This window comes from Aquimarina sp. BL5 (genome assembly GCF_003443675.1).
In the GTDB taxonomy this organism is placed as follows: domain Bacteria; phylum Bacteroidota; class Bacteroidia; order Flavobacteriales; family Flavobacteriaceae; genus Aquimarina.
The window spans coordinates 1596305-1622751 of record NZ_CP031963.1; the positions used below are offsets into that span (position 1 = coordinate 1596305).

At 32.9% G+C, this 26447-nt stretch carries 21 protein-coding genes; 18 read left to right on the forward strand and 3 right to left on the reverse strand.

Annotated elements, in window-relative coordinates; translation table 11 throughout:
• Positions 1-175 precede the first annotated feature (175 nt).
• From D1818_RS06825 to D1818_RS06895, 14 genes are all read left to right on the forward strand, one after another.
• A complete protein-coding gene (locus D1818_RS06825) occupies positions 176-2287 on the forward strand; it encodes a serine hydrolase (RefSeq protein ID WP_118457302.1) in 2112 nt (703 codons plus the stop codon).
• A 567-nt stretch (positions 2288-2854) separates the two neighbouring features.
• Positions 2855-3391, forward strand: coding sequence for a GNAT family N-acetyltransferase (locus D1818_RS06835; RefSeq protein WP_240338281.1), 537 nt, complete (start codon positions 2855-2857; stop codon positions 3389-3391).
• Between the two features lie 298 nt (positions 3392-3689).
• A complete protein-coding gene (locus tag D1818_RS06840) occupies positions 3690-4559 on the forward strand; it encodes a hypothetical protein (RefSeq protein WP_118457304.1) in 870 nt (289 codons plus the stop codon).
• Positions 4560-4722: 163 nt separating this feature from the next.
• Positions 4723-5307, forward strand: coding sequence for a hypothetical protein (locus tag D1818_RS06845; protein ID WP_118457306.1), 585 nt, complete (start codon positions 4723-4725; stop codon positions 5305-5307).
• Positions 5308-5310: 3 nt separating this feature from the next.
• Positions 5311-6021 carry a DUF2490 domain-containing protein gene (locus tag D1818_RS06850; RefSeq protein ID WP_118457308.1) on the forward strand — a complete coding sequence of 237 codons (711 nt, stop codon included), beginning with the start codon at positions 5311-5313 and terminating at the stop codon, positions 6019-6021.
• Positions 6011-6589, forward strand: coding sequence for a YdeI family protein (locus D1818_RS06855; RefSeq protein ID WP_118457311.1), 579 nt, complete (start codon positions 6011-6013; stop codon positions 6587-6589). Before D1818_RS06850 ends, D1818_RS06855 begins: the two co-directional genes overlap by 11 nt.
• A gap of 75 nt (positions 6590-6664) precedes the next feature.
• Positions 6665-9973, forward strand: coding sequence for an amidohydrolase family protein (locus D1818_RS06860; RefSeq protein ID WP_118457313.1), 3309 nt, complete (start codon positions 6665-6667; stop codon positions 9971-9973).
• Between the two features lie 11 nt (positions 9974-9984).
• Positions 9985-11061 carry a proline iminopeptidase-family hydrolase gene (locus D1818_RS06865; RefSeq protein WP_118457316.1) on the forward strand — a complete coding sequence of 359 codons (1077 nt, stop codon included), beginning with the start codon at positions 9985-9987 and terminating at the stop codon, positions 11059-11061.
• A 3-nt stretch (positions 11062-11064) separates the two neighbouring features.
• Positions 11065-11526, forward strand: a complete 462-nt coding sequence (locus tag D1818_RS06870) for a DUF3291 domain-containing protein (protein ID WP_118457318.1) — start codon at positions 11065-11067, stop codon at positions 11524-11526.
• Complete coding sequence (locus D1818_RS06875; protein ID WP_233558585.1) at positions 11498-12943, forward strand: amidohydrolase family protein; 1446 nt, start codon at positions 11498-11500, stop codon at positions 12941-12943. Before D1818_RS06870 ends, D1818_RS06875 begins: the two co-directional genes overlap by 29 nt.
• 36 nt (positions 12944-12979) lie before the next feature.
• Positions 12980-13999 (forward strand): pirin family protein, encoded by a 1020-nt coding sequence (locus D1818_RS06880; RefSeq protein ID WP_118457322.1) that lies wholly within the window; start codon positions 12980-12982, stop codon positions 13997-13999.
• 127 nt (positions 14000-14126) lie between these two features.
• On the forward strand, positions 14127-16214 hold the full coding sequence (locus tag D1818_RS06885; RefSeq protein WP_118457324.1) for a response regulator: 2088 nt from the start codon (positions 14127-14129) through the stop codon (positions 16212-16214).
• A gap of 3 nt (positions 16215-16217) precedes the next feature.
• Positions 16218-18278, forward strand: a complete 2061-nt coding sequence (locus D1818_RS06890) for a response regulator (RefSeq protein ID WP_118457326.1) — start codon at positions 16218-16220, stop codon at positions 18276-18278.
• Between the two features lie 8 nt (positions 18279-18286).
• Positions 18287-19108, forward strand: coding sequence for a DUF1853 family protein (locus D1818_RS06895; protein ID WP_118457328.1), 822 nt, complete (start codon positions 18287-18289; stop codon positions 19106-19108).
• Between the two features lie 75 nt (positions 19109-19183).
• Here D1818_RS06895 and D1818_RS06900 read toward each other — a convergent pair whose 3' ends face one another.
• Positions 19184-20647, reverse strand: a complete 1464-nt coding sequence (locus D1818_RS06900; protein WP_118457330.1) for a magnesium chelatase — start codon at positions 20645-20647, stop codon at positions 19184-19186.
• Between the two features lie 37 nt (positions 20648-20684).
• On the reverse strand, positions 20685-21815 hold the full coding sequence (locus D1818_RS06905) for a VWA domain-containing protein (protein ID WP_118457332.1): 1131 nt from the start codon (positions 21813-21815) through the stop codon (positions 20685-20687).
• Positions 21816-22033: 218 nt separating this feature from the next.
• Here D1818_RS06905 and D1818_RS06910 point away from each other — a divergent pair, with 218 nt between their 5' ends.
• The 3 genes from D1818_RS06910 to D1818_RS06920 all read left to right on the forward strand — a co-directional run bounded on the left by D1818_RS06910 (position 22034) and on the right by D1818_RS06920 (position 25291).
• A complete protein-coding gene (locus tag D1818_RS06910; protein ID WP_118457334.1) occupies positions 22034-23503 on the forward strand; it encodes a M28 family peptidase in 1470 nt (489 codons plus the stop codon).
• 142 nt (positions 23504-23645) lie between these two features.
• The gene (locus tag D1818_RS06915) at positions 23646-24680 is read left to right on the forward strand and encodes a serine hydrolase (protein WP_240338282.1); all 1035 of its coding nucleotides are present in this window, start codon (positions 23646-23648) and stop codon (positions 24678-24680) included.
• 269 nt (positions 24681-24949) lie between these two features.
• Positions 24950-25291: a hypothetical protein gene (locus tag D1818_RS06920; protein WP_118457338.1), complete on the forward strand. Its 342-nt coding sequence runs from the start codon at positions 24950-24952 to the stop codon at positions 25289-25291.
• Between the two features lie 19 nt (positions 25292-25310).
• Here the strand turns inward: D1818_RS06920 and D1818_RS06925 are convergent, their stop codons facing one another.
• Entirely contained in the window at positions 25311-25544 is a 234-nt protein-coding gene (locus D1818_RS06925) for a hypothetical protein (RefSeq protein ID WP_118457340.1), read from the reverse strand.
• A 113-nt stretch (positions 25545-25657) separates the two neighbouring features.
• On the opposite strand from D1818_RS06925, the gene D1818_RS06930 reads away from it, so the two are divergent.
• Positions 25658-26431 carry an MBL fold metallo-hydrolase gene (locus tag D1818_RS06930; protein WP_118457342.1) on the forward strand — a complete coding sequence of 258 codons (774 nt, stop codon included), beginning with the start codon at positions 25658-25660 and terminating at the stop codon, positions 26429-26431.
• Positions 26432-26447: the final 16 nt, after the last annotated feature.

The following is a 26447-nucleotide window of genomic DNA, read 5'->3' on the forward strand; positions in this document are numbered from 1 at the left end:
AATAATAGATACTAAACTTTTAACCAGTAAGCTACCTTAAGGCAAGTGCATAGAGCGTTAGATTGAAAATCAATTTGAGTTAGGGACAAGCCTCGGAGCATTTAAATCTCGATTATCGAGTAAAACTGTAACAATTGTATCTAATCTTCATCTTTAGTTGTAAAACATAATCATCATGAGGTCGCTAATCAATCATTTACATCGTATTTCCGCAAATTACCGCAGTATTAATCAACCTGTTATTCTATTTTTTGCTTTCTTATTAGGTATCCAAGGATATAGCTATTCTATGAATTCGACAAACATGGATACTAATTTGTATGACTCTAATGGAGCAATTGCTTATGCCTACCCTATCAAAAATATCACAATCGATGGTGATGCTTCAGATTGGCCAAAAAATATTACAAAATTTCCTATCCAGGATGTTCCTTTCGGCAGTCACCCAAAAGATAAAAATGACTTTTCCGCTAATTTTCAGGTAGGATACAACCTATCCGAACAATCCTTATACGTTTTGGTAACTGTTATAGATGATTCCCATATAGTGGATACCACAGAAAAGGCAGACTGGAACACACAAGACACCTATACCCTCTATATAGATGGGCAACATTCACCCAAAGGATCTGGTTTGGATTTATATCAGTTTGGAGAAAATTATAAAGAAATAATGGATCCAACCACAAGTTGGGATCCTAAAACAAAAAATCACAGTTGGGATCAACTTGAAATAAAGTTTAGTCGAAAAGGAACCACTACTATCTATGAATGTAAAATAAAATTGACAGGCCAATTAGCTGAAGGAAAAACAATTGGAATAGATCACGTAATTATTGATAAAGACGAAGAAGATGATAGTAACTCTAATACTTTTATTTCCTGGGGAAAAGGAGGTGGTAAAAGTCAATCATCCTCTAGATTAGGAGATATACTCTTAATGAGAGCAAAAGAAGTTACTGGAAACCTATCTGGTGAATTAACATGGGATGATAAAACTATTAAAGGATTTCCAAACAATATTCGGCTAACATCTGCTACGAATCCTTCTCTTTGGACCCAAGTTGCGGTAGACTCTTTAGGTCGATACGAAATTGACCTTCCCGCAGGAGATTATATTATTTCTACTACTCAAAAATTTTATAATCAAGATGATAATTTGTTTAGAATAGATTCTAAAAAGTCTAACCAAAAAGTAACCATAACATCTGGCAATACAATTACAGCGCCTACGATGTTACTATCCATTGCGCCAGAATTAGACCTTATACCAAAAAAAGGAATACTTCATGATTTTGATGCTAAAAAAATAGTATCAGTAGATCAATTTATCAAAGCTTATCAGGAATACTATGAAATTCCAGGGGTTTCACTAGCACTCATCAAAGATGGGAAACTAGCATATCATCAAACCTATGGGATAAAAAACGCATATACCGAAGAAAAAGTAGACGATACAACCCTATTTGAAGCGGCATCCATAACAAAACCAGTTTTTGGATTCGCAGTGATGAGATTGGTGGAGCGAGGAGAAATTGATTTAGACAAACCCTTGTATCAATACTTACCTTTTGAAGCTATTGCGCATGATGAACGTTATAAGTTAATAACAGCAAGACACGTATTGACTCATAAAACCGGGTTTCCAAACTGGGCCTGGATGAACGATGATGGAAAACTCGATATAAAATTCACTCCTGGAACAGATTATAATTATTCCGGAGAAGGTTTTGAATATTTAAAACGAGTAGTTACTCATATCACTAAGAAGGATATTAATGTTTTGCTACAGGAAGAAGTATTAACTCCATTAGGATTAGAACATACTTATTTCGAAAAAAATGAATATTTGGAAAAAGTAGTTGCCAATGGCCATTTTGATAACATGCCTACTCGAATAGATTTACCCGGTAAAGCAGGTATGGCTTGGAGTATGCATACGGAAGCCAAAACGTTTACCAACTTCATACTTGGATTATCAACCAAAAAAGGACTAAAACCCGAAACTTACAAGCAAATGTTTACCATAGAAACAACAATAGCCGAAGATGAAGGGAAAAATAGACCTGGTTGGGAGGAATATTTTGGACTTAGTATACATATGGAAAAAACACCTTTCGGAAATACCTTTGGTCACGGCGGTAATAATGGAGATTTCAAATGTTTGGCCAGAATGTATCAAGATCTTAATATGGGATTCGTTGTATTTACCAATAGTAATAGAGGTGATCAGTTATATAACGCACTGATAGAATTTCTAATTGCCGGTAAAATGAAGAAAAGCTAGCGGTTAGTAATTATCTCAACCATTATATATAGTTGCAAAACACCTAAGAACCTGTCCTTGAGGCATTACATTGTAAATCAATTTAGGTTTCCACAAACACATCATCGATTAATACAGAGCTTAAAGCGGCTCTGAGAACCCCAGAATCCTGATCTATACAATATACATAAACCCGTAGAGCGAATATAAAAACAGAAAAAAATAAGTATTTTAGTACTCCTGTTTAAACAAACTTTTGTCAATCATGTGGGAGGAGAAATTAAAAATCTATGACCAACTAGTAGCCAAATGTTCCAGATTCGAACGAAAAGGTAAGACGATGCCATATACATCTGCTAATGGATATATGTTTTAGTTATTTAATAAAGCAGGTGAAATTGGGATTAGATTCTCTAAAGAAGTACAGCAGAAATATATGGAAGAGTTATCAACTACCTTATATAAATCTTATTGAGCGGTGATGAAAGGATACGTTCTATTTCCTGAATCTATGTGGGATGACCTAGATTCTTTGGCTGTGTATCTGGATGAAAGCTATGATTATGTAATGTCTCTAGAACCTAAATAATGGAGCCCTCTTATATGAATCAAGAATATACAATAAGAGATGCTACTCCTAATGAGTTTCCAAAAATTGGAGAACTCATGGTTAGTGCCTATTCGCAGCTAGATGGATTTCCCGATAAAGAAGAACAACCTAACTATTACCAAACACTTGCCAACATCGGAAGCCTTACAGAAAAACCAAAAACTAGATTATTGGTCGCTGTTTCTATAAATGACGAAATCGGTGGAGGTCTTGTTTATTTTAGTGATATGAAATATTATGGTTCTGGCGGAATTGCTACCCAAGAAAAAAATGCGGCAGGCTTTAGATTGTTAGCCGTGGCTCCAACGGCTAGAGGAAAAGGTATTGGCAAACTCTTAACTGAAACCTGTATTAGATTAGCAAAGGATGAAAAACAGCACCAATTAATAATCCATTCGACCAAAGCAATGCAAATTGCGTGGAAAATGTATGAAAAAATTGGATTCATACGATCGCAAGATTTAGATTTTAAACAAGAAGAACTTTCCGTTTATGGCTTTAGATTACTACTTTAATCTAATACATTCACTACATCTTTTTCAGAAATTTATTATGAAGGAAATCCTTTTATAGCTAAAGCGTAATCATTTCTTTTTCCATCCTATTTTGCGCAAATAGAAAAACGTTTACTGCTTTTATTTTACATCCAAAATTATTGAAAAGGGGAAAAAACCCATAATACCAACGGTTGTACACCTATACACAAACCGTCTTTTACTTCTTGACTAACAAATACTTACACAATATATTTGCTCTCAGAAAGGTATTCCGGAACACCTTAAAATTAATTACACACTTTTAAAACCTTAAATTATGAAAAAATCAATTTTCAAAACATTGGCTATCGCCATGACTCTTGGAGTAGTATTTGTAGCTTGTGAAGACAAAGAAGAAGAATTACAAGATGAGCAACTACAAGGAGTAAATCCAATACCTTCTAAAAATGCAGCATATGTGAATGAACTAGATCAAACTTCTTTTGAAGTAGCAAAAATTCAAAAAAATGGTCATGAATATCATTTCATAGCGGTTGGTGATGAAGAAGAAATGATTGTAGCAGAAACCTTATATGGTGATGCTGCTAAAAATGCTGAAGAAAGTTTACATAGCTTGGATCAATCACCATTCAATTTATTTATTTCTTTAACAAAATCCTCTGTATCTGTCCCTGAACGTATTGCAAAAACTGCAAAGGGTTCTGAATTCAACCAATCTGGTCGAAATTTAGAAAAGAGTAATGCACTGTTAGAAATCAACGACCCTAATTACTCAGATTTTGCAATCCAAAAATCCTGTTATGATATCGGTTCTACCGACTTTAGGAATATTTACTGCGGTGGAGTTCCTGTTACCTCTACACCTACAGATATCAGATTCTGTGATAATGGATTATGGAATTCTTTAACCAGAAGTTCTATTTATGGAGGGGATTGGAAAGAACTTGATGACACTTATACACGTACTAATGTAGTATGCGGATTAACTAGATTACAGTTCTATGCTTGGGAAAATACAGCTTCTTGGCCTTTTAGTGATTGGAAATGGGTATTAAAATATCAAGTTGACTTACCAAATGGATACTGGTATTATTACTACTACACGTCTACCAATACGGAACGACAAGTAAAAAGAACTAGACCAACAAACAGTGGTTCTTTTAGAGCCTACACTAGATTCTACTAGAAAACCATATTACACAAAAAATAATAGAACTCATAACATCATTAGAGATGTTATGAGTTCATTTTTGTTGGGTATTCAAATTTCAGAAAGATTTACCATAGCAGATTCTTTCGAATAACAGATTCTTACTATTTTAGTATATTCCAAAAGTACTTTCAAGCATATGGCATACCTTTTTTCACCTGTCTTAATATTTTGTCTTTCGATAGCTTTTGCTTTCTCCGGTTATTCACAAAATAAATTAGAGAAAGAGTATCGAATTAAAAGTTCTGAAGTTCCTAAATTAGCTTTAGATTTTATAGCTCAAGGGCCTTTTGATAAAAAAATCAAATGGTATGCAGAAGAAAGCCAGGATGGTAATAGTATCGAGGCTAAAACTATTTATAAAAACAGAAAGTATAGTATCGAATTTGATACTGAAGGAAATCCACAAGACGTGGAACAAAAAATTCCTTTCACCTCTATCTCAGAAGGTTTGAGAAAACAAATTCAAAATTCTTTAGATAGTATTTTCATCAAATCAAAAGTCAAAAAAACACAAAAACAATGGATTGCCTCTCGATCCACTCTTATTGCTTTGATAAATAACAAAACTACTACGGAGAATTATAGTGTGAACTACGAATTAGTATTAAAGGGTAAAAAAAATCAACGTTATAGTTATTATGAATTATTGTATGATCATAGTGGATCTCTATTAAAGGTTTTAAAAATTGTAAATGCCAATACGGATAATCTTCTTTATTAAATTATGAAAACTAAAAGAGCTTTCATATTGGTATATTTATTTAATACCATTTGTTATCAAATGGTAGCACAAACATCTTTCACTTCTGGCTTATTACCTAAAATTGTAGTATCTAACAAACTATCTAATTACACTAAATTGATCCATAGTCTTGAGTCTCGTCAACAATTATGGGAACACTATCCTGATGATGATTTCTCTTATGACTATTTGCTAACAGATCTCACCACCATTCTTTCTTTTAAACTATCCTCTGATAAAGTTTTCAATATAGGATATTTATTGAGACTAGAAGGAGATCAGCTTATTCATCGTTCCATATTTCAATATGCTAGTACACAACAATTAGAATCTACTAGAGTTGCACATCGTTTTGTAACTGATCAAACATTTACTAAGGACGAATCTCCAGAATTCAGACTTAGGTATCGTTTTACTGTAGAAATACCATTTAGCGGTTACCGTGCTGATCCCGGAGAGTTTTATCTTAAAGTCAATAATGAATATTTAGGTTCATATCAAAGTTCTAATTCTGATATAGAAATAAGAATCATTCCTTTTATTGGATATGTAGTTACTCCAAAAAGTAAACTTGAAATCGGACCAGATTATCGTTTAAGTCAACTATTAGAATCCGGAATCAAAAATCGAGTATGGTTAAGTCTAAATTACTACTATGCTATTGATACAAAAACCTTGAGAAATGAAAACTAAACCAGAGTTATATTTTAAAAATGATAAAGAATGGCGGCATTGGCTAAACAAAAATCATACTATTTCTGATGGTGTTTATTTGATTTTTTATAAAGTAGAAAGTAAACAACCCAGTATGCGCTGGGAAGAAGCTGTAAAAGTAGCACTCTGTTACGGATGGATTGATTCTACAGTAAAGAGATTGGACGAAGAACGAAGAAGACAATATTTCTGTCCACGTAAACCAAAAAGTGTGTGGAGCAAACTGAATAAAACATATATCATTGATCTTATCAGAGATGATCTGATGCATCAAAGTGGACTAGATATAATCGAAATTGCCAAAAAAAATAATTCTTGGACAGCTTTGGATAATGTAGAAAACGGTATTATTCCACAGGATCTTAAAAAAGCCTTTAACTCCAATTCTGAAGCCTTTACCAATTACAAAAACTTTTCTCCTAGTTATCGAAAAAGCTATTTATACTGGCTCAATCAAGCTAAACGACAAGAAACAAGAGATAAAAGAATTCTGGAAATTATAAGGCTTTGTAAAGCTAATATTAAAACAAGAGATAATGGTAGGTAAGACACTTCACTTAACAACACTTTAAGACATTTTATCTTCGAATTCACTATTTTCGGTTTAGATAAATAGAATACCATGCACAAACACATTATCACTACCCTACTCTTAGGAGTATTTCTAGTATGTACAACTCAAGCACAAAAAGACAAAAAAGACGAAAAAAAAGAATCAACATGGGATGTTGCTAATCCTAATGGACAATTTAATTACAAAGATCACACCTTTACTACTGATGAGGGTACCTGGATGAACCTAGATGTTAGTCCCGATGGAAAAACAATTGTTTTTGATCTTATGGGGGATATTTATAGCATTCCTATCTCTGGTGGAAAAGCAAAAATTTTACGTTCAGGAATTCCTTTTGAAGTACAACCGCGTTTTAGTCCAGATGGATCAAAAATATCTTTTACTAGCGATGCTGGTGGCGGTGATAATATTTGGATAATGAATTCTGATGGCAGTAATGCTAAACAAGTTACCAAAGAAAAATTCAGATTATTGAACAATGCGGCCTGGATGCCAGATAGTAATTATTTAATCGCTAGAAAGCATTTTACCTCTCAGCGCTCATTAGGAGCAGGAGAAATGTGGCAGTATCATATCACAGGAGGTTCAGGAATCCAATTGACCAAAAGAAAAAACGATCAACAAGACGTAAATGAACCTTGTATCTCTCCGGATGGAAAATACATGTACTATAGTGAAGATATGTACTCAGGAGGTTTTTTTCAATATAACAAAGACCCTAATAAACAGATATATGTTATTAAAAGATATGATTTCGAAACTGGGAAAAATACGACTATTACAGGAGGACCTGGAGGAGCCGCAAGACCCCAAGTATCCAGAGATGGCAAAAAACTAGCTTTTGTAAAAAGAGTACGAACCAAAACTGTTCTATACATCCACGATCTGGAAACAGGTGAAGAATGGCCTGTTTATGATCAATTAAATAAAGACCAACAAGAAGCTTGGGCAATTTTCGGTGTATATCCTAACTTTAGCTGGATGCCGAATAATAAAGAAATCGTATTCTGGACTGCAGGAAAAATTCAAAAAATTAACACAGAAAATTCTCAGGTTACTAATATTCCATTTACGGCAGATGCTACTTTAAAAATTGCGGAGACCGTTCATTTTAATTCAGCTGTCGCTCCAGAAGAATTTACTTCTAAAGTAATTCGTCATGTAGTCACTTCTCCTGATGGCAAAACAATAATTTTTAGTGCTCTTGGACATCTTTGGAGTAAAAAATTACCAAAAGGAAAACCGCAACGCCTAACCACACAAAAATCTGATTTTGAGTTCGAGCCAAGCTTCTCTCCAGACGGTCAACATATAGTATATGTCACCTGGAATGACGAAACGTTGGGATCTGTTTGCAAAATACCCACTGCTGGAGGAACTCCTACCAAATTAACAGTAGAGAAAGGAATCTATAGAACACCAACTTACAATCCCTCTGGCAATTTAATTACCTACAGAAAAGAAGGAGGTAACAATGATCAAGGAAGAAGTTTCGGAAAAAAAACGGGGATTTATACAATGTCCGCTTCTGGAGCGAATGCAAAACTGATTTCACAGGAAGGAGCGTATCCGACTTTCACCAAAGATGGAAAACATATTTTTTATCAAACTGGAGGAACCTACTTTGGTAACCTTACCAAAGAGTTAAAATCAGTTGACCTACATGGAAAAGATAAAAAGACACATATAAAATCAAAATATGCTAACAGATTAGTACCCAGTCCAGATAACAAGTGGATTGCGTTTACTCACCTACACAAAGCGTATATCGCTCCTCTGATTACTAATGGAAAAGAAATTGATTTGGATAATAAGTCAACATCAGTTCCTGTATCACAATTATCCAAAGATGCCGGGATCAACTTACATTGGTCCAAAGACAGTAAAAAAGTATTCTGGACCTTAGGTGATGAATATTTTTCTAATGAGATTAAAGATCGATTTACTTTCTTACCTAATTCCCCTGAAAAAGTAGGAGAAGTTACATCAAAAGGTATTAGTATTGATTTAGTAACAAAAACAGATATACCATCTGGAAAAATTGCTTTTACCAATGCTCGTATCATTACTATGGAAGGTGATCAAGTGATTGAAGATGGAACAATTATCATTAACGGAAATACTATTGAAAAAATAGGAAAATCAGGTGATATCTCCGTTCCACAAGATGCCAAAGTATTTGATGTAAATGGCAAAACAATTATGCCAGGTATTGTAGATGCTCACGCTCATGTGGGAGCCTTTAGATATGGATTGACCACTCAAAAACATTGGCAATTATATGCTAACTTAGCTTTTGGAGTTACCACAGCACATGATCCGTCCGCCAATACTGAAACAGTGTTTAGTATTTCGGAACTAATAAAAAGTGGAGAAATGGTAGGTCCTCGCCTCTACTCTACCGGTTTTATATTATATGGTGCCGACGGCGATTTCAAAGCTGTCGTAAATAACTTGGAAGATGCCAGATCTTCTATCAGGCGAACAAAAGCCTTTGGAGCAAAATCAGTAAAAAGCTATAACCAACCTCGCAGAGATCAAAGACAACAGGTAATGCAAGCTGCTCGAGAGTTAGAAATTAATGTAGTTCCAGAAGGTGGTTCTACTTTTTATCATAACATGTCCATGATTATGGATGGACACACTGGAGTTGAACATAATATTCCTGTGGCTCCAGTGTATAAAGATGTATATGAATTATGGAAAACGAGTAAAACTGGATACACTCCTACATTAATTGTAAACTATGGAGGGATGAATGGTGAATACTTTTTCTACCAAAAAGATAATATTTGGGAAAATGAAAAATTACTAAAATACACTCCTAGAAGTATTGTGGATGCACGTTCACGCCATAGAACAATGGTTCCTGATGAGGAATATGAAAACGGACATATCTTAGTTTCTAAAACGGCAACAAAATTAACCAATGAAGGAGTTAAAGTAAATCTTGGCGCACACGGTCAGTTGCAAGGTCTTGGTGCTCATTGGGAGCTATGGATGTTGCATCAAGGCGGTATGACCAATATGCAGGCATTGCAAGCAGCTACAATAAATGGTGCAAATTATATTGGAGCTGGAAATGATATTGGTTCTCTGAAAGAAGGAAAATTAGCTGATTTAATTGTACTTGATAAAAATCCACTAGAAGATATTCGAAATACTGAAACCGTAAAATACACAATGGTAAATGGTAGATTATATGATACGGATACTATGAATGAAATTGGGAATACATCTAAAGAAAGATCCAAGTTTTGGTGGGAGAATAACAAATCTAATACAGCATTCCCCTGGCATGAAGCATCACAAAGTTTTATGAAACCAGGCTGTGGATGTCACTTAGGGCATAATTAAAAAATAAGATCATGAAAAACCTAATTCCTTTTTTTATACTTGTTTCCATACTAGTTCAAAGTTGTACCGAAATTAAGACCGAAGAAAAGATCGTAGTCGAACAAGAACAGATAGAAAACACAATCAATTACTTTGATTACACCAACCGGGATGACCAATTTATGGGAGGTATTAAAATGATACCTATCACTACGCCCAAAGGAGAATTTAAAGTCTGGACAAAACGCATAGGTAACAACCCAAAAATTAAAGTATTATTGCTCCACGGAGGTCCAGGAATGACACACGAAATCTATGAATGTTTTGATGGTTTTTTCCCACAAGAAGGTATAGAGTACTACTATTACGATCAACTAGGATCTTACTATAGCGATCAGCCTAAAGATAAAAGTTTATGGGATCTGGATCGATTTGTAGAAGAAGTAGAACAGGTACGTATTGCTTTAGGATTAGATAAAGATAATTTTTACTTATATGGACAGTCTTGGGGAGGAATTTTAGGAATGCAATACGCATTAAAATATCAAAAGAATTTGAAGGGACTTATAATTTCTAACATGGTTGCTTCCATTCCTGAATACCAAAAATATTCCGATGAAGTATTAGCTCCTCAGTTAGATCCAGCTGTATTAAAGGAGATTATGAGTTATGAAGAAAAGGAAGATTATTCTAATGAGCGATACTTAGATCTTATAGTACAACATTACTACACAAAACATGTCATAAGAATGCCTGTTGACAAATGGCCGGAACCTATCAATAGATCTTTTAAACATCTTAATCCAGATGTATATGTTACAATGCAAGGACCTAGTGAATTTGGGATCAAAGGTGATGCTACCCTTAAAAACTGGGATGTAAAAAATGAATTATCTAAAATCACTGTTCCTACCCTAACTATTGGCGCAAAATATGACACTATGGATCCTAAAGAAATGGAATGGATTGCCAATGAAGTGCAACATGGTCGATATCTGCATTGTCCAAATGGGAGTCATTTATCACAATTTGATGATCAAAAAAACTTCTTCGATGGTTTGATAAGGTTTATCAAAGATGTCGATAACGGAACCTTTAACACCAAATAATATATGCAATTAGCACAAGTAAATATTGCCGAAATGTTAGCCCCCATTAATGATCCAATAATGGAAGATTTTGTAAATAACCTAGACCGTATCAATGAATTAGCAGAACAAAGCGATGGTTTCGTTTGGAGACTAAAAGGAGATGAAGGTAATGCAACAGCAATTACTGTATTCGACAATCTTTTTTTAATTATCAATATGTCTGTTTGGGAAAGCATAGAAACATTATTTGATTTCGTGTATAAAACTGCTCATTCTGATATATTAAAACGTAAAAAAGAATGGTTTCACAAAATGCCTAGAATGCATATGGCTTTCTGGTATGTAGAAAACGGTCATGAACCTTCTCCAGAAGAAGCAAAAGAACGATTATACTATTTGCAGGAGTATGGAGAAACTCCTTATGCATTTACCTTTAAAAGTAAATTTACCATAGATGATGCTATCAATTATAAGAAACTATAACATACTATTACTTGCTCTTATAGCCATAAGTGTTTTAAGCTGTTCCGAAAAACATAAGGAGCAATATGACATTGTCATTACTAATGTCAATTTAATTCAGGTTGAAAACGGGGATATTACAAAAAAAACTATATATATTAATAATGGAACGATCACAAAACTTAAAACAATAGATAGTATTGATACTTATAGTACTAAGAATAGAATTGATGGTACAGGTAAATTTTTACTTCCGGGATTTTGGGATAACCATATTCATCTTAGAGGCGGAGATTCTTTAATTGAGGAAAATAAAGACTTGCTGCCTCTTTTTATTGCTAACGGAATCACAACTGTAAGAGATGCAGGAGGAGATCTTACGGCTGAAGTTTTAAAGTGGAAGAAGGCAATTAAAAATAATGAGTTAATTGGTCCAAACATTTATACTTCCGGTCCTAAACTAGATGGAGCAAATGCAACTTGGGCTGGTTCTTTAGTTGTCGAATCTTCCGAAGATATTAGCAAAGCTCTAGACTCATTAGAAAGAATCCCTTCTGATTTTGTAAAAATATACGACAGTAGAATTTCTAGAGAAAACTATTTAGGAATTTTAAAGCAAGCTGCTGATAGAGGTATGATCTCTTCAGGTCACATGCCTTTTACTGTTGAATTAAATGAAGCGGTAGATTCAGGGATTGGAGCGATAGAACATCTGTATTATATATTAAAAGGCTGTTCTGATAACGAAAAAGAGATTACTCAAGCTATTATTAATAAAAAGCTTACTTTTTGGAATGCAATGGATGGCTTGATTTCTACCTACAGTGATTCAACTGCTCAAAAAACCTTTCAATTATTAAAAGATAATAATACCTATGTAGTACCTACTTTGCATATTGGTAACATATTAAGTTATCTCGATGAAGTTGATCATACAGCTGATCCTTATCTAAAGATCATCGGAAAAGGAATCATTAAAACCTATGAAGGTCGCATAAAACGAGCGCTAACTGCATCCGAAGAAGCTAAAAAATCAAGAAAAGAGCTAAACACCTTTTTTAAAAGCTTGACAAAATCCTTACAAGATGCAGACGTAAAACTTCTGGCGGGATCTGATAGTGGAGCATACAACTCTTATACATATTCTGGTATTTCATTACATCAAGAATTGGATGCAATGGTAGCTGCAGGATTAACACCATTGGAAGCCATACAGGCCTCTGCTTATAATGGCTCGAAATATCTTAAAAAAGATAAAATCACTGGCACAATAGCAATTGGAAAAGCTTCTGATTTGGTAATTCTAAATAGTAATCCTCTATTAAATATTAAAAACACACGGGATATTTTTAGGGTAATTAAAGGTGATCAAGTCTATGATCCTAAAAAAATAATGAAAGACTATAAGTGTCTAGACTGCCTTACTTTCAAAAACTAAAAGTTTTTAAGATCAATAAATTCTAAAAGTCATGTTATGAATACCATCATTAAAATTAAACCATTAGACTTTATCTGGGAAACAAGCGACCCTTTTTTATTCTGTGCGTATCATGAAGATCAGTATCCCATAGGAAATGAGCAACTAGGTCCTGACACTTCTCTTGCTGGAAGAAACATAGGTCAGGATTTTACACCAAAAGATGGTTGGAGAATGTATCACGGAACTACAGTTCCAGGTTTTCCTGCGCATCCTCATCGAGGTTTTGAAACTGTAACAATTGTACAAAAAGGACTTGTTGATCATTCTGATTCACTGGGAGCTGCAGGTCGTTTTGGTAACGGTGATGTTCAGTGGATGACAGCTGGAAAAGGTGTTCAACATTCAGAAATGTTTCCCCTTCTAAATGAACAAGAAGAAAATCCGTTTTTATTGTTTCAGATTTGGATCAATCTTCCCAGAGATAAGAAAATGGTAGAACCACATTTTAAAATGCTCTGGAACGAGGAGATCCCTAAAACAACCATAGTAGACCAGCAAGGAAATCAAATAGAAATTACTTTAATCGCTGGAAAATTAGGAAATAAAGATGCTGTAGATCCAGCTCCTGATTCCTGGGCCTCCAATCCAGAAAATGAAATTAATATCTGGACAATAAAAATGGATCCAAATGCCGAATTTACATTTCTGAATGCTTCTGAAGGAATTAATCGTTCTGTTTATTTTTTTAAAGGAAATGAAATCGAAAGTGAAGGATATACTATTCCGGTAAATCACCAAATCATTTCACATGGCCATAAAGATTTAACTATTAAAAACGGTAATACTGAATCACATTTCTTACTTCTACAAGGAAAGCCTATCAATGAACCAGTGGTAAAACAAGGACCATTTGTTATGAATAGTCAATCTGAAATCCGAGAAGCTATTCAAGAATATCAGATAACAGAATTTGGCGGTTGGCCTTGGCCTAGTTATGATCATGTCCATAAAAAATCTAAAGGACGTTTTGCGTTATATCCAGATGGTAAAGAAATCATTAAGAGCGCACAATAATGTAGTATAGCATACTATAGCCTATTTTACTTGTAGATTTTGATTGCTTTTCTCTTTTAAAAATACTATTAAAACACTATCTTTATTTGAGGGAATAAAAAAGTTAAGTGTTTAATAACCTACGTATATGCTAAAAAAAATACTACGCTTATTCCCAATCTTTCTTCTGCTTTCAGTAGTATGTTCTTGCTCAAAATCTTTGGTCCTAAATGATTTAGAAAAAGAATTCCTCAAACAAAATGATAGTATTACCGTTGCTATCTATCCTTATTACCCTCCTTATCAATTTCTAAATGAGCAAAATGAGGCTGATGGTGTTTTTATGGAATATCTCGAAATTATAGAGGAGAAAATAAATTATAAATTCAAAAGAAAACAATATAACAATTGGCCAAAACTAATTCAGGATGCAGAAAAGAATAAAATAGATCTGATTCTGGAAATCCAAAAAACAGAAAATAGAAAATCTTACTTAAAATTTTATCCTCCTCTTTTTGAATCTCAGCACGTTATTATTACGCGAAAAGATGTTACGTTTGGAAATAGTATAAAAAATCTTCACGATAAAACAATTGTACTCCCTAAAAATTACGGAATAACCGAAAACTTGAGTTATGAATATCCTGATTTTACGATTGTAACTGTTCAGGGAGAACTGGAATGTTTAGAAAGATTAAATTCGGGTGAATATGATGCATACATTGGACCAAGAGCTGTTGCCAATTATTTTATTAGATCTAAAAAACTCGATAATCTTAAAATAAACCCAGGAATTCATTTAAAATATGAACCAGGTATAGCAATTACTAATAGTGATACTGTTCTTGATGGTATTATTTCAAAAGCCCTTAAAAGTATAACTAGAGAAGAGAAAGAATCCATTATCAATAATTGGCTTTACCAAAACGTAGTTCCTTTTTATCAAACTTCAAAATTTTGGATTATAATATCTTTAGTCTCAATACTAGCGTTCTTTTTGGGTGCATTTCTAAACTCTTACTTGAAATTTAAAATAAAACAGAAAACAGAGGAGCTAATCATTGCCAAAGATATTGCAGAAGAAAGTAATCGATTAAAAACAAATTTTATTAATAATATCCCTCAGGAAATCAGAACTCCAATGAATGGCATCATTGGACTTTCTGAGTTTTTAAATGATGAAAGCTTAAGCCAGAAAGAAAGACAAAAATATACTCAAATGATTATTGGGAATAGTAAAGAGTTATTATCTATCATTGATAATATTTTGGAAATCTCTCAATTACAAACAAAAAGATTTACGCTACGATTGGTAGAAACTAATCTGCAAGATGTCTTTCAAAATTTAGTATCTAATCATAAAATCAAAGCAGAAGAAAAAAACATCAAATTCTACATCGAGAATAATTTAAAAAATTCTCAGAATTTAGTATTCATAGATCGTCCTAAATTAAATAAAATCCTCAATGTTATTCTTGATAATGCAGTAAAATATACAAATAATGGATCAATAACTATTTCGTACGTGGTAAAGAATGACTTTTTACACATTTCTATGAAAGATACTGGGATTGGCATTAATGAAAAAAGCGAAAATAAAATACAAGAAAGTCTAACATCTAACTCAGAAAATACAATCGGAGAATATAACGGGCTAGGTCTTGGTTTAACTATTGCGAAAAAAAATGCTGATTTTATTGGAGGTGAAATAACTGTACTTAGTGAGAAAAACGAAGGCACCACATTTACGTTAAAGATGCCATATAACCCTGTACTTAAAAACAAAAAAGATAAAACTACTAACCAAGATAAAACCCTTTCAAAATCAGAAAAACATATCATCCTGATAGCTGAGGATGGAGAAACAAACTTCTTATTTCTAAAAACAATTCTCACAAAGATGAACGATTATGACTTTACTATCTACAGAGCAAAAAATGGTAAAGAAGCTGTAACAATTTGCCAAGAAAATGCTAATATCGACCTGGTTCTTATGGACATTAAAATGCCAATTATGGATGGATACGATGCCACTTCTTATATCAAAAAAATGAGACCAAATTTACCAGTTATAGCTCAAACAGCATATTCTATTGAAGAGGATGTACAAAAAGCATTAGATGCAGGTTGTGATGATTTTGTTTCCAAACCTGTAGATAGAAAAATACTTAAACCAATTCTTAATAAATATTTCCCCATTTTTAAAAATAGAAATAAGACCATCAACTCAAAATAACATATGCTAAATAAGATAACACACACTTTTCTTTTCATATGTCTAATCATTGGAATATCATCATGTTCTAATGATAATATTCTTAATGAAACGGAAAAAGACTGGCTATTACAACAAGATGTGATCAATGTTGCCGTATATCCCTATTATCCTCCCTATCAATTCATAGATAAAAAAGATAGTATTGATGGAATTTTAGTCGACCATTTTAGTCTTATTGAAAATAAAATTAATTATAAATTTCAAAAAAAATACTATACAGATTGGGTCAAATTACTTGAAGACGTTAGAACCAAAAAAGTAGATATTGTACTGGAAATGCAGGAAACTGAAGAAAAACAAAGTTATCTTAATTTTTATGCAAAATTTTTTGAAACCCCGTTTGTTTTGGTTACCGGAAAAGAAGTTGATAATGATTTAAAATTTAAAGATTTTCAAAACAAACAAATTGCAATACCTATGGGGTATTCTATTGATGATTATCTTAAAAAAAAATACCCCAATTTGAATATAAAAAATTACCCCGATGATATAGCTTGTTTACTCAGCGTTCAGTCAGGAGAATCTGATGCATATGTAGGGGGAAAAGCAATGGTAAATTACCTAATGAAATCAGAAGGTATTAATGATCTAAAAGTATTAACAGAAATAAATCATAGTTATATTCCGAGCGTTGCAGTCCATAAAGAGAATAAAATGCTTAATGCTATTATTGCGAAAACAGCTCGTAGCATATCTAACAAAGAGAAGCAAGCGATTCTGGATAATTGGCTATTTAGTACAGTGAAACCTTTTTATAAAAAGCCTAAATTCTGGATTATTTCATCGATTATTTTTTTCACTGCTTTAGCGAGTATTATTCTTATACACTTCTATTTAAAATTCATCATTAAACAAAAAACTAGAGAGCTCCGAATTGCAAAGGATAAAGCAGAAGAAAGTAACAGGATAAAAACTAATTTTATTCAGAATATATCTCACGAAATCAGAACTCCGATGAACGGAATTATGGGATTTTCGGAATTACTTAAATCAGACTCTTTAACACCTGAAGAAAGAAAGGAATACACCGAGATTATTATTGATAGTGGTAAAGACCTAATTACTTCTGTCGATGATATCTTAGAAATCTCTTTACTAGAAACTAAACAAAGCAAACTACGATTTACCAAAACCGATTTAAAAGAACTTCTACTGAAATTAATATCCGAATATGCTCATAAAGCAAAAGAGAAAAATCTTATTATACATTTAGAGAATGAAATTCCAGAAGAAAAAAATATAATTATTACTGATAAATCAAAGCTTACTAAAATACTCAACAATCTAATCGATAATGGTATAAAATTCACTAATACTGGATCAATAACAATCTTTTCTTATATTGTGGAAGATTCTATTGAAATATCTATTAAAGATACGGGAATCGGAATTAAACAAAAGGATCAGGATATTATTTTTAAGAGTTTCTCTCAATCAGAAAAAGAGATTTCTAAAAATTTTGGAGGCCTTGGTTTAGGTCTGGCAATTGCTAAACAATATACAGATTTAATCGGAGGAAAAATTTCTTTTGTAAGTAAAGAAAATGAAGGTAGTGCCTTCTTATTAAAAATTCCTTATACCCCAATGCAAAATAACGGAGAGCTATCTACAAATAAAGAAGGAAATATCATACCAGAAAAACATGTGGTACTCATAGCCGAAGATGGAGAAATAAACTTCTTATTTTTAAAAACCGTATTAACCAAAATGATGGACTTCGAGTTTGTTATATATCGTGCTAAGAATGGTAAAGAAGCTGTTGAAATATGTGAGGGCAACGACAAAATCGATTTGGTTCTAATGGATATCAAAATGCCGATTATGGACGGGTATGATGCCACAAAACGTATCAAAAAAATGCGCCCACATCTGCCTGTAGTAGCACAAACAGCCTATTCTACAGAAGAAGATATAGAAAGAGCTTTGGCTGCCGGATGTGATGACTTTGTTGCTAAACCAGTGGATCGAAAAATACTAAGACCTATCTTAGATAAATATATTTCTATTTTTAGAAATGAATAATACCTGTAATGTCGATTAAACAACAATATGCTGGCTTTTTGGATAGCAATGTATTATGGAAAAATGTTTCTCTTTTCGAACTATCGCAATTTGACTTACAGATTTCTGATGATTTTATACCGAATGAATTACCTATTCAAATTTCTGAAAATGAAGTCTTAGGAAAAAGGGTTGAGCATTTTTTTGAATACTTCATTAACAGCAGCAAAAACTATAAGATCATCCTAAAAAATCTTCAGATATTTAAGGATAAAATAACCATAGGTGAATTAGATTTTTTATTGGAAGACCAACAGCAAAATCAGTTGCTACATATAGAATTAATTTATAAGTTTTATCTCTATGATCCTAAAAAAAGTGAGAGCGTACTGGAAAGGTGGATTGGTCCTAATCGTAATGATAGTCTATTAGAAAAAGTAACCAAATTAAAAGAAAAACAGTTACCACTACTCTATCGCTCTGAAACCATAACTACATTACAAAAATTAGATATCGAACCTAATAATATTCTACAAAAAGTCTGCTTCTTTGGCAATTTATTCGTTCCATTATCCTATCAAAACAAGAAAATTTCTCATCTTAATAATGATTGTATCGTGGGATATTGGATCCACTCAGAAGAATTTACAGAAGGAAAATACGGATCATGTCTCTATTACATTCCTCAGAAAAAAGACTGGGTAACTGATCCGAAGCGCAATGAAATCTGGTATCCATTTACATCCATATTAGATAAACTGAATACGCAACTGATCAAAAAAAAATCTCCATTACTTTGGATAAAAAGTAATGGAGATTTTTTTTCTAAATGTTTCGTTGTATGGTGGTGATTTTTAAGTTGATAGAAACGGGTTAATTATTTGGTTAAACCATATTCCAATCAACAAAAAACCATCGATAATCTACTATAAATCATTGATATAACTACCGTATAAATCCTTAAATCTGAACCCTTCAGACAATCTATATTTACTTAGTTTTTTATGCTCTACTAATCCCCATAACAAGAATTCCTTCATAAAATAACTATCTTTTTTATCAATATCTTCTTGGTAGCTTTTTATAAGGTCATTTAGTGGTTTAATTTCATCTAGCTTTTTTATGTATTCCGTTTCAGGAATTTCATCTAAAAGCTCAAAACCGCTTTGCTCGAAAAACCAATCAATCAATTCTTGATAAGGACTTCTTTCACTTTCTTTTTCTAATCGCTCGATTTTAGGAAAGTATTCAGGAAACAATGTTTTAATCGAATCCGAAATCAAATTATGTGCTACAGATGCTGCACCTTCTTGTTCTCCTTCATACACAAGCTCTACTTTACCAGTAATTGCAGGGACAACACCCATAAAATCACTTAGTCTTAACAATGTTTGTTCGTCTCCAGATTTTAATGCTCTATATTCTGCGGTACTTAATAAATTCTCGTATGCAGTAATACTCATTCTTGCACTCACCCCACTTTTAGAATCAACAAACTCACTTTCTCTAGCTTGGAAACTAATCTGTTCTAATAAATCCTTAGCCAAATCCGGTACGTAAACCAAATTGCTTTGTCTAGAGTCTAATTGTGCCTCTTGTTGTGTAATGGTCTTAGCAATTTCTATAGTTTCTGGATAATGCGTAAGGATCTGAGAACCTATTCTATCTTTTAAGGGTGTTACAATACTACCTCTATTCGTATAATCCTCGGGATTAGCAGTAAATACAAATTGCATGTCTAATGGTAAACGAAGCTTAAATCCTCTTATCTGGATATCGCCTTCTTGTAAGATATTAAACAATGCTACCTGGATACGCGCCTGTAAATCAGGTAACTCATTAATCACAAAAATACAGCGATTGGCTCTGGGAATCATTCCAAAGTGAATCACTCTATCATCTGCATAACTCAATTTTAGATTCGCCGCTTTAATTGGATCTACATCTCCAATAATATCAGCTACAGTTACATCCGGTGTTGCTAGCTTTTCTGCAAAACGATCATTCCTATGTATCCAACTTATTGGAGTTTCATCTCCTTTTTCTTTAATTAAATTAATAGCATATCTGGATATCGGGTGATATGGATCATCATTAATCTCTGATCCTTCTACAATAGGAATCCATTCATCCAGCAAATTGATCATCTGTCTGGCCAAACGAGTTTTTGCTTGACCTCTTAATCCCAATAAATTAATATTATGCCGTGATAAAATTGCCCGCTCCAACTCTGGAATTACCGTGTTTTCATATCCATGGATTCCTGTAAAAGTGGTCTCTTTATTACTAATCTTAGACCTTAAATTATCTCTAAGTTCATCTTTTATGCTTTTACTTTTATATCCTGATTCCTTTAATTGTCCAAATGTCGTTATTGTACTTGTATTCATATTTTCTTTTAAGCAAAATTCTAGATTATACTATCTTTTATCCTTTAATTCTTTTTTTTCTATTGGTTTCGTAATCTTCAAAAATCATCTCTCCTAATCCTTTTAAACCTGTGTAAAAAGCTTTACCCTGATTCGCATGTGTAAATTCTCTTACAAACTGCATCAGGTATGGATCTTGCGCAATCATAAAAGTTGTAATCGGTATCTGTAATTTTCTGGCTTGCTGTGCCATCATATAACACTTGTTTACAATTTGGCGATCTAATCCATTACTATTCTTATAATATTGACCATCTGGCATTCTCAGGCAACTCGGTTTACCATCAGTAATCATAAAAATTTGCTTGTTTGTATTACGCTTTCTTCTTAACATATCCATGGCTAGCTGTAATCCCGCGACTGTATTAGTATGATATGGCCCTACCTGTAAATATGGTAAATCTTTAATCGCTATTGGCCAGGCGTCGTTACCAAATACAAGAATATCCAAGGTATCTTTAGGATATCTTGTTGTGATAAGTTCTGCAAGTGCCATAGCCACTTTTTTAGCTGGCGTGATACGATCTTCTCCGTATAAAATCATACTATGGCTAATATCGATCATCAATACAGTACTCATCTGGGCTTTGAACTGCGTCTCCTCTACCACAAGATCATCTTCCGTAAGATTCAATTCTCCAATTCCGTGGTTTATTTGAGCATTCTTTAAACTTTCGGTTATGGATATTCGTTCTAAGGCATCTCCATACTGATAGTTTCTATATTCGCCAGCGTGCTCGTCTCCTCTTCCGGTATATTTGGTTCTATGATTTCCAGATCCGCTACGCTTTAGGTTTCCGAAAATCTGATCCAATGCTCTTTGCCTGATGGCTCGTTCAGTTTTAGACGTAATAGACATACCTCCTTTTCCATCTGGTTTGATTTCCTCTCGGATATATCCTTTTTTCTTAAGATCCTCGATAAAATCATCCAGTGTGTAGTCTTCATTAGTAAGTTCGTATTCTTTATCTAGCTCTCGCATCCAATCCAAAGCTTCATCCAGATCCCCTGAAGTATGAGTGATAATTTCCTGAAAAATATCAAAAAGTTTATCAAATGGAGATTGTTCTGGAGCTTCATAATGCTTAAAAGCAAATCCTTTTTTAAAAATTCCCTTTTTCTCTTTCATTATATAAATTTAACACATTTTGGAAAAGATACCGACCGAACTGGAAGGTAATCACATAGAATTAACAAATGTTTTGGAGAATTTGACTCAGATAACAACTCTTTCGGTTCTTATCCTATAAACTCTCCACAATTCTTATCTTTGAGAAGTCAGGTATATTTTTTTTACACATACTCTGAAAATTACACACATATAATAGTAAAACATCTTAATTGCTTATGAAAACTATATTTTTATCATTACTAGTAGCTTTCCCATTCATCAATTTTGCGCAAGATGATATCAAAAAAGTAACATCCACTGTTGCCAAAAGCGAAATTGAAGGACATATTTATTTTTTAGCATCAGATGAGTTAAAAGGAAGACAAACGGGTACTCCCGAAAATAAAATAGCCGCTCAATATCTGGCCAATATGTTGCGTGGATATGGTGTTAAACCTGTTACAGAAAATAAAAGTTATTTTCAGAAAGTTACACTGAATAGTACCTCTTCATTCGCAAATGCTTCATTAAAAATAGGAGATTTCACTACTTCTAAAATAGTGACAATAAAAAAAGGAAATACTTCCTTTTCAGGAGCATTAGTATTTGCCAATTATGGTTTAGCCGAAGATTATAATACCTTAGATGTGAAAGGAAAAATAGTAGTTACGTATTCTGGAACAAAAGATAATAGCAATCTTAGATTTGCATTTTCTAAAGTCCAGGAAAAGATAGTACTAGCCAAAGAAAAAGGTGCAGTAGGGATTATAGAAGTTAATAGTATAGATGATAGAACCTGGTCACAACTAGATCATAGTTTTAATGGAGAAAAAATGAGCATTTCTGGAGAAGAAGAACCTAACAACTTCACTTATTTATGGATCAATGATCAGAAAGAAGAAATCAGTAAATTCTTTGAAGATAAAAATGAAATTAAGGCTACTGTCGAAGTTCAAGGTATTAAGAAAAGTAAAGTAGTATCACAAAATGTAGTTGGAATGGTGGAAGGCACGGATCCTAAACTAAAGGATGAGTTTGTTATTTATTCTGCTCATTATGATCATGTAGGCATAGGAAAAGCTATTGATAATGACTCTATTTATAACGGTGCAAGAGACAATGCTGTCGGAACGGTAACTGTATTATCTGCAGCACAAAACATTGCTAAATATCCTACTAAAAGATCAGCATTATTTATCCTATTCACCGGAGAAGAAAAAGGGTTGTTAGGTAGTAAATGGTATGTAAACCATCCTATGATCCCGTTAGACCAAATGGTATATTGTTTCAACAGCGATAATGGAGGATATAACGATACTAGTATAGCGACAATAGTAGGTCTGAAACGAACAACAGCAGCAGAAGATATTAAAAAAGCGGCAACACCTTTTGGGCTAAAAGCTATTGATGATCCGGCTCCAGAACAAGGTTTATTTGATCGATCAGACAATGTACATTTTGCTGCCAAAGGAATCCCTGCTCCAACGTTCAGTATGGGTTTTACAGCCTTTGACGAAGAAATAACCAAATACTATCATCAGGTTACTGATAATCCGGATACTTTAGATTATGATTATCTATTAAAATTCTTTCAATCCTATGTATTGGCTTGCAGAAATATTGCTAACAATCCTGAAACTCCTTTTTGGGTAGAAGGTGATAAATACTATGAGGCTGGTAAAAAATTATATAATAAAAATAGATAATCATTCTCTTATCGTTTAATTTTTAACCTATATGAAATCTATTTCATTAGTTCTCGTCATTAGCTTTTTGATATTATCCTGTACACAAAAAAATCCTCTAGAAAAAACACTGGATTCAGATAGGGAACAGATAAAACAAGTAATGCAAAATATTGAAAAACATGAAGTTCAGATTTTGTACAGTCAGATTGATCGAGATGAGCATGGAAAAGTGATTTTTACGGATTATGAATTCAACGTTTCTGACAGCATCTATTTTTATCCTGCAAGTTCTGTTAAATTCCCTGTCGCTCTAATCGCCCTGGAGAAATTAAAAGAATTAAACGAAAGAGGAATCAACATAGACAGAACGACTAATTTCATCCTACAGCGTGATACACTTTATACAAATATTGAGAAAGAAATTAGTAAGATTTTTGCAGTAAGTGATAACCAGGCATATAATCGACTATTCGAATTTCTTGGACAAGATTATATCAATCAAAAATTACAGTCTAAAAACCTTAAGGCTAGAATTGCACATCGGTTATCGGCCTTCCACGCCAATAATCTGAAAACACAATCAATTCTTTTTAAAAAAAGTGTTGAAGATAATACAATCGCATACCAACAAGAAAGTATAGAAAATAATCCTCACCTAAAATTATCGTTGCAAAAAATACTAAAAGGCAAAGGGTATATCTACAATGATACATTAATAGAAAAACCAAAAGATTTTTCTGAAAAAAATTATCTTCCATTGCGATCTTTACATGAGATGATGAAGCGGATTCAGTTCCCCAATATTTATAGTAAAGAAAAGAGTTTTGATATATCTGAGAGTGATTATGAATTTGTCATTAATGCTATGAAAACTTTACCAAGTGGAGCAGGATATGATAAAAAGGAGTACTACGATGGATATGTTAAGTTTTTTATGTTTGGCGACACCAAAGAAGATATTCCAGAACACATAGAAATCTACAATAAAGTTGGATATGCATATGGATATCTTACAGACTGTGCATATATTAAGGATACAAAAAGCGATATAGAGTTCGTACTATCCGCTACAATACATGTAAATGAAAATGGCATTTTTAATGATGATCACTATGAATACGATGAAATAGGAATTCCTTTTCTAGCAGAATTAGGAAGAGAAATCTATACATTAGAAAAGCTTCGAAATAAATAATTACACCTAAAAAAGCAGATTTCTTTAACAATTCTTCAAAAAAAAATAAAAAATACTACTGTAAATTTCATTTTTTATGATTTATTCACGTTTTTTTAACAAAATTATATCTTAAATAGACTTTTTATGGATTAATTTTAATTCCCCTTAATTTAAGAACGTCTAATTTTAGTACAAATAACAACAACAGAATGGTTACAATATTAATAATCTAGTAACTATATAGTATACCAAAGGTGTAGTATATAGTTTCTTTAAAACACATCTTTATGAAACGATATATACTATTCTTACCATTATTCTGTGTCGGTATATGTTACCCAAACGACTTTTTTACCGAACAGCCCACATTAGAAATTATTCTAAATCAAATAGATCGCAAACTTACTGACGAAGAAGTTCAGAAAAGAGGACTAGATGTATTAGCAGCAGAAGTTATTGAAAAAATAGATGAAATCGATTTAAGAAAAACGGCTCGATCAGCTATTTTCGAAACTTCGTATGGTTTTAGATGGAAAATGATCAATCTACATACAGGAAATATTATCATCATTAAAGTGAATAAGGAATTTAAGCTAATCTCTGCTCGAAATAGTAAAAAAATAAAATAAAAACTCTTTCATATTATTCTTAAAGTAACATTGCTTTTACGCTTTTATATTCCTCTAGATACTCCCAATAAATAATTCTTCCATAGGCATATTTGATTAAAATATATTGCTCACTAATCGATAGTATTCTATCTACAGCTACCAACTTTTTTGATGCAGATGCTACCGTAACTTCTTCAGTAATTTCTTGATTTCTGGCATCGAAGCCGTGCACGATTATATGATTCTTTAAGGTAAGTTCAATATATTTCATAATACTAGTTTTGCTCCTTCAAATGTACCTATTTTTCACCTTAACACCCCTTTAAGAGTTTCGCATTTTCATTTTCTTAACTTTAAGCTCACAATCAGGTAATCAATCAAAAAATGTTAAAAAGATTTTTCCTTTTAACGCTCATTTCTATAGGTATTTCTGGCTTTTCACAAAAGAAATTATCTTTAATCTATACAGGAAATATGGGTGTTTATATATCAAATGAAGATTCTTCTGTACTGATTGATGGCTTGCATACTAAATATGGTGACGATTATCTTTTTCCAACGACTTCTTTAATACATAAGATTCGTAAGCAATTACGACCAGATGCCATTTTATTTACCCACTATCATGGAGATCATTTCAGTGCATCCTTAGCCAATGAATATCTTGCATCTAGCAAAAATTCCATTTTGTGTGGATCCAATCAGATCACAAAAGAAATTAAAACTTCTAAGGATAGATTGTTTACCATAGCTACAACTGATTACAGCAAGCAGACGATTACAATTAAAGATTTTAAAATTACCGGACTAAAAATAAATCACGTTGGAAAAAGACATACCGCTGTAGAAAATATTGGGTACATCGTCGATTTGGGCGAGTACAGAATTCTACATGTTGGAGATACCAATTGGATGGAGGAAATCAATCTATTTAGTCAATTAGGTCTGATTAATGAGCATATTGATATTGCAATCCTACCATATTGGATGCTTTTAGAAAATAGCGCATCTCAACAAATTAAAAAGCATATCAATCCTAAGCAAATTATTGCAACACATATATCGCCAAGAATAGCACAACAAGAATTACAGGAGATGAAGAAAAAATATCCTGATATACATTTCTTAACAACACTAGAACAACAAATTCAATTATAATTAACTCACTATTACA